The 5921-nt window shown below is 53.2% G+C and carries 5 protein-coding genes; 4 read left to right on the top strand and 1 reads right to left on the bottom strand.

The window, feature by feature from the left end; translation table 11 throughout:
- The coding region (locus D6694_09390) for an outer membrane protein assembly factor BamD (protein RMH41127.1) at positions 1 to 713 on the bottom strand (713 nt) is incomplete at its 3' end.
- A gap of 104 nt (positions 714 to 817) precedes the next feature.
- Here D6694_09390 and rluD point away from each other — a divergent pair.
- The 4 genes from rluD (at position 818) to clpB (ending at position 5879) form a co-directional block, all read left to right on the top strand.
- On the top strand, positions 818 to 1795 hold the full coding sequence (rluD, locus tag D6694_09385) for a 23S rRNA pseudouridine(1911/1915/1917) synthase RluD (protein ID RMH41126.1): 978 nt from the start codon (positions 818 to 820) through the stop codon (positions 1793 to 1795).
- Positions 1728 to 2492: a peptidoglycan editing factor PgeF gene (pgeF, locus tag D6694_09380; GenBank protein RMH41125.1), complete on the top strand. Its 765-nt coding sequence runs from the start codon at positions 1728 to 1730 to the stop codon at positions 2490 to 2492. Before rluD ends, pgeF begins: the two co-directional genes overlap by 68 nt.
- Before the next feature lie 38 nt (positions 2493 to 2530).
- Positions 2531 to 3190, top strand: a complete 660-nt coding sequence (locus D6694_09375; GenBank protein ID RMH41128.1) for a 1-acyl-sn-glycerol-3-phosphate acyltransferase — start codon at positions 2531 to 2533, stop codon at positions 3188 to 3190.
- Between the two features lie 115 nt (positions 3191 to 3305).
- Positions 3306 to 5879 carry an ATP-dependent chaperone ClpB gene (gene clpB / locus D6694_09370; protein ID RMH41124.1) on the top strand — a complete coding sequence of 858 codons (2574 nt, stop codon included), beginning with the start codon at positions 3306 to 3308 and terminating at the stop codon, positions 5877 to 5879.
- Positions 5880 to 5921 lie beyond the last annotated feature (42 nt).

Below are 5921 nucleotides of genomic sequence, written 5' to 3'. Positions count from 1 at the left end.
GTCAGTCTGGCGTGTTCTGCTTGTTCGTCCAAGCCGAGTTGCTTGTAGGCGGAATACAGCATGGCCAAGGCTGCTGGGGTGACCGATGTGCGCGGATAATGCTCAATGACATACTTGGCGCGATTGGCAGCGGCCACATAGGCCTTTCGTTGCATATAGTGTCGCGCGACATGGATTTCGTAGGCCGCAAGGCGATCGCGCAGGAATATCATTCGGCGTCGAGCATCTTCGGCATACCGACTGTTAGGAAAACGTTTAAGCAGCTCGGCAAAGTCGCGAAACGCCTGCCGCGCACTCTGCGCATCTCGTTCGTCTACCGGTGCGGCGAAAAGTCGCTGGAGCGCGCTTAGCTCGGCCATGAAATTGACCTTGCCTTTCATATAGTAGGCGTAGTCGACATTGGGGTGTCGCGGATGCTGTCGGATAAAGCGATCGGCCTGGCTGATCGCTGTGGCTGATTCACCAAGTTTGTAATAGACGTAGATCAAATAAAGCTGCGCTTGTTCAGCATAAGGCCCGAACGGAAACCGAGACTCAATGGCTTCCAATTTTTGCGCTGCCAGACGGTAATTTTGCCCTGCAATATTGACCAGCGCCCCCTCAAATAATTTTTGCGCAGTTTGCTCAGGAAACGAGGGATCCGGCTTTGCATTGTGGCTCGCACAACTTTGCAAAAGAAGCGCGAACGTAAACCAAACGATGAGCTTTTTCATTATGGTGCTTTGGCTACTGTGATTGTTAAAATACGCCGACATTCTACCTGAGCCCTGATAATATCGCCACTGGTGCTTCAGACCGTGAAATTGGAGCCAAGTTCATGTCGGAAAAGACAATCCAACTTGTTGAAGCAGTCCCATCGGCCTTGCATGGTGCACGGTTGGATGCGGCGCTGACTGATATGCTTGGCGACTTCTCGCGCGGGCTTGTTCAGAAGTGGATTAAAGAAGGCGGGGTTTGTCTCAATGGACAGGTGTGTACCAAACCCAAGACTCGGGTGAGCACTGGCGATGTCGTTGAGCTTAATGGAACCTTTGAGGTGCAAGGAGATTGGCAGCCGGAAGATATTTGCGTCCCTGTTTTGTATGAAGATGAACAGTTGATCGTGGTAAATAAGCCAGTTGGACTGGTGGTGCACCCAGGCAATGGCCATTGGCAGGACACAATGATCAATGGGCTGCTGGCGCGCTACCCTGAATTGGCTCAGTTGCCGCGCGCTGGCGTGGTGCATCGGTTAGACAAGGACACGTCTGGCGTGCTTGTGGTCGCGAGAGATCCCCGCGCACATGCGAGTTTGGTGGCACAACTACAAGAACGGGCGTTTGCGCGAACTTATCTGGCGATCGTAAACGAAGTCCCCATCGGGGGGGGAACAGTCGATGCGCCGATAGGTCGGCATCCGATCCATCGCACGCGCATGTCAGTGGTCGAAGGCGGCAAAGAAGCGGTGACACATTATAAAGTGAAAGAAAAATTCCGGAGGCATGCGCTGTTGGAAGTGAAGTTGGAAACCGGGCGGACGCACCAGATTCGGGTGCATATGTCGCATATTGGCCATCCGCTGGTTGGGGATGGACTCTACGGCGGACGACCGAAACTCCCACAGTCGCCGAGCGAGACGCTGGTTGAGGCAATACGCGGCTTTCGGCGACAGGCGCTGCATGCGGCGGTGCTTGGGCTGAGTCATCCTGTCACAGGGCAGTGGATGCAATGGCAAGCACCAGTACCTGATGATATGGCGCACCTATTGGACGTGCTCAGGGAGGATAAGGAGAGATCCAGTGATCCATTGGATTGACTGGCCAGTCGCCGGTGTTTCGGCTGTGTGGACAGACCGAGAAGGTGGCGTCAGCCAAGGGCGCTTTGTTTCCTTCAACCTGGCCGTGCATGTCGGTGATCGACCTGAACATGTGACTGAGAATCGAACACGCCTCAGCCGTTTTGCTCAGTTGCCGACCCAACCCGTGTGGATGAATCAGGTGCATGGCAATGATGTGGTGAAAGCACCGATCGAGGACGAAAAAATCGAAGTTGACGCGTTATGGACAGATAGTGCGAATGTGGTGCTGAGTGTGCTCACTGCTGACTGTTTGCCGGTGCTATTGAGCGACCGCCGAGGTTCCCGTGTAGCGGCGGTGCATTGCGGTTGGCGGGGATTGGTATCGGGCATTATTCAAAGAACCATTCAGGCGGGAGACTTCGAGGGTGGCTATGCCTGGTTGGGACCTTGTATTCGACCGGAGCACTACATCGTTGGTGACGATGTGATGCAACGTTTTTCAGCAGCGGATGAAAAATTTTTGAACGCTTTTTGGTCTGATCATGCTGGCAGATGGCATTTGGATTTGGCCTGCGTGGCCAACATGATACTTATGCAACATCGGGTCAATGTGAAGGACAGTGGGTTGGATACGTATTCAACTTTATCTTTTTATTCGTATCGACGAGATAAAATCACGGGGCGGCAGGCGTGTCTAATATGGAAACGTGGGTAGCGTGTGTATTGTTTTTGGTGGTCTTGGTCGGCCTGCTGATGATGGCCTTTCGTCGCCTGTTGCGTCGGCCTGGAGCTGACTGGGGAAGTTTAGCGGCGAACGTAATTGATCGGTTGATGCGCAGCTATTGTCGGCATGTGCATCACCTAGACACGCCAGGCTTGGACTTGCCTGATGGACCGTGCATCGTGGTATCAAACCATGTTTCTGGCTTGGATCCGTTTTTGTTAATTGCTGCGACCGATCGACCTCTGCGTTTTATCATTGCCAAAGAAGAATACGAGCGTTTCGGACTGACTTGGTTGTTTCGACTGGCTCGCTGCATTCCAGTGGACCGCTCGGGCCGCGTCGAATCGGCGTTTCGCGAAGCTTTGCGCGCCTTGAGAAATGGTGAGGTGGTCGCGTTATTCCCGCATGGCAAGATTCATTTGGACGAAGAGCCCGACAAGCCCTTGAAAAGGGGAGTGTTTCGGTTGGCCGAGCTTGCCAAAGTGCCCATTGTGGCGGCGCGCATCACTGGGGTTCGGGCTCAAGGGAGTGTGGTTAAGGCAGTGTTTGTGGCTAGCCATAGTCGTGTGACGCCTTTAGGGCGAATTTCTTTTGAACAGGCAGGTGATCCCGCGCTGCGGCAACGGTTGGGGCATGCGCTGCTTGGTAAGTTGGATGCGGAAAGCTTCCAGCGACCTAACGGACATTAAAAACCCGTCAAAAAATCAACACGCCTTACTTGAAACCCTGCTCTGCGCCCTTATATAAGAACCAGCTAAATTAATTGTTGTCCGTACAGAATTCAAAGGAGCATAGACCATGCGAATGGATAAATTCACAAGTAAATTTCAGCTTGCCATCGCAGATGCGCAGTCACTGGCACTGGGGCGCGATCATCAGATGATTGAGCCGGTGCATTTGATGGCGGCGATGCTGAACCAAGAAGGCGGAAGCGTACGCCATTTATTGCAGATGGCAGGCGTTGACGTCAACAAATTGCGGTTGCGTTTGATGGAAGCCCTTGACCGACTGCCGCAGGTGCAGGGCGACGGGGGAGATGTTCATCTTTCCAACGACTTAGTTCGACTGTTGAATCTTTGCGATAAACTCGCACAAAAACGCAACGACCAATATATTTCCAGCGAGTTGTTTGTGCTTGCCGCAATCGATGACAAAGGTGAGCTAGGGCGGATTTTGAAAGACCTGGGTGTCACCAAGGAGGCGATTGAAAAAGCCATTGAACAAGTACGAGGTGGACAAACAGTCAATGATCCGAACGCAGAAGAAAATCGGCAAGCGTTGGAACGGTTTACCATTGATCTGACCGAACGGGCAGAGCAAGGCAAACTTGACCCAGTGATTGGCCGGGATGACGAAATTCGCCGAACCATTCAAGTCTTGCAGCGGCGAACCAAGAATAACCCCGTGTTAATCGGTGAGCCTGGGGTAGGTAAAACAGCAATTGTTGAAGGCTTGGCGCAACGAATCGTCAATGGAGAAGTGCCAGAGGGACTCAAAGACAAACGGGTGCTGGCCCTTGATATGGGCGCGTTGCTGGCTGGCGCCAAGTACCGTGGTGACTTTGAGGAGCGCATGAAAGCGCTGCTCAACGATCTGGCGAAACAGGAAGGCCGCGTCATCCTGTTTATTGACGAGTTGCATACGATGGTCGGCGCCGGTAAAGCCGATGGTGCGATGGATGCTGGCAACATGTTGAAACCGGCGTTGGCACGCGGTGAGTTGCACTGCGTTGGCGCGACAACGCTTGATGAATATCGTCAGTACATTGAAAAAGATGCGGCGCTTGAGCGTCGCTTTCAGAAAGTGCTCGTGGATGAGCCGAGTGTCGAAGACACCATCGCCATTTTGCGTGGCTTGAAAGAGCGCTACGAGCTGCATCACGGTGTTGACATCACCGATTCAGCCATTGTGGCTGCCGCAACATTGTCGCATCGTTACATCACCGATCGGCGGTTACCAGACAAGGCGATTGACTTGATTGACGAGGCAGCCAGCCGCATTCGGATGGAAATTGATTCCAAACCTGAGGAGATGGATAAGCTCGAGCGCCGCTTAATCCAGCTGAAGATCGAGAAGGAGGCGCTGAAAAAAGAGACAGACGATGCCTCTCGTAAGCGGTTGGAAAAACTCGAAGAAGAAATTGCCGAGCTAGAGCGGCAATACAAAGAGCTTGAAGAAATTTGGACCGCCGAAAAAGCGGCACTTCACGGCTCTCAGAGCATCAAGGAAGAGCTTGAGCGGGCTCGCCAAGAACTGGAGACGGCTCGACGCGCTGGGGACTTGGCGCGCATGTCGGAATTGCAATATGGTCGCATTCCAGAGCTCGAAAAGCAGCTTGATATGGCGACCCAAGCAGAAATGCAGGATATGCGCCTGTTGCGCAATAAGGTGACTGAACAGGAAGTGGCGGAAGTGGTTTCACGATGGACCGGCATTCCTGTCTCAAAAATGTTAGAAGGGGAACGCGAAAAACTGTTGCGCATGGAAGAGGCACTGCATCAGCGGGTCGTTGGACAGGATGAAGCGGTGAGTGTTGTGGCCAATGCCATTCGCCGCTCGCGGGCGGGCATCGCCGATCCGAATCGACCGAATGGCTCGTTCCTGTTCCTCGGGCCGACAGGTGTTGGTAAGACGGAACTGTGTAAAGCCTTGGCAGATTTTCTGTTTGACACCGAAGATGCCATGGTTCGGATCGACATGTCAGAATTTATGGAAAAACACTCGGTGGCCCGTTTGATCGGTGCGCCTCCGGGCTATGTTGGCTATGAACAAGGCGGTTATCTGACAGAAGCTGTGCGTCGGCGGCCTTATTCGGTCATTTTGCTGGATGAGGTAGAAAAGGCGCACCCGGATGTGTTCAACGTCTTGTTGCAAGTGTTGGACGATGGTCGCTTGACCGATGGCCAAGGTCGTACGGTGGACTTCCGCAATACGGTCGTGGTGATGACATCAAACCTAGGCTCCGATGTCATCCAGCAACTTACCAAGGAAGGTAAGCCATACGACGAAATTAAGTCGTCGGTCATGAACATCGTGGGTCAGCATTTCCGTCCAGAGTTCATTAACCGAGTGGATGACATTGTTGTCTTCCATCCGCTCAACGAAGAACAAATCAAGGAAGTGGCGAAGATCCAAATCGGTCGTCTGGCCAAGCGTTTGGAAGAAAACGATCTGCGTTTGGAGGTCACGGATGGCGCACTGGCGCTACTGGCCGAAGCCGGGTACGATCCAGTGTATGGCGCACGGCCACTCAAACGCGCCGTTCAGCAGCGGCTTGAGAACCCGCTGGCGCAAAGGATACTGGCCGGTGAGTTTGTGCCCGGTGACGTCGTTTGCGTCGATCGGGATGGAGAACAGTTGGTTATCCGCAAGGGGTAAGCAAAAGGGAATATCCAACGGGGCAATTTTGCCCCGTTTTTT

It is taken from the genome of Gammaproteobacteria bacterium (assembly GCA_003696665.1).
GTDB lineage: Bacteria > Pseudomonadota > Gammaproteobacteria > Enterobacterales.
This window is presented reverse-complemented; position numbering and strand designations above follow the sequence as displayed.

Bases quoted from the DNA above. Each gene is read 5' to 3' on its own strand.
- rluD (RMH41126.1), top strand. From the start codon at position 818: ATGTCGGAAAAGACAATCCAACTTGTTGAAGCAGTCCCATCGGCCTTG.
- pgeF (RMH41125.1), top strand. From the start codon at position 1,728: ATGATATGGCGCACCTATTGGACGTGCTCAGGGAGGATAAGGAGAGAT.
- D6694_09375 (RMH41128.1), top strand. From the start codon at position 2,531: ATGATGGCCTTTCGTCGCCTGTTGCGTCGGCCTGGAGCTGACTGGGGA.
- clpB (RMH41124.1), top strand. From the start codon at position 3,306: ATGGATAAATTCACAAGTAAATTTCAGCTTGCCATCGCAGATGCGCAG.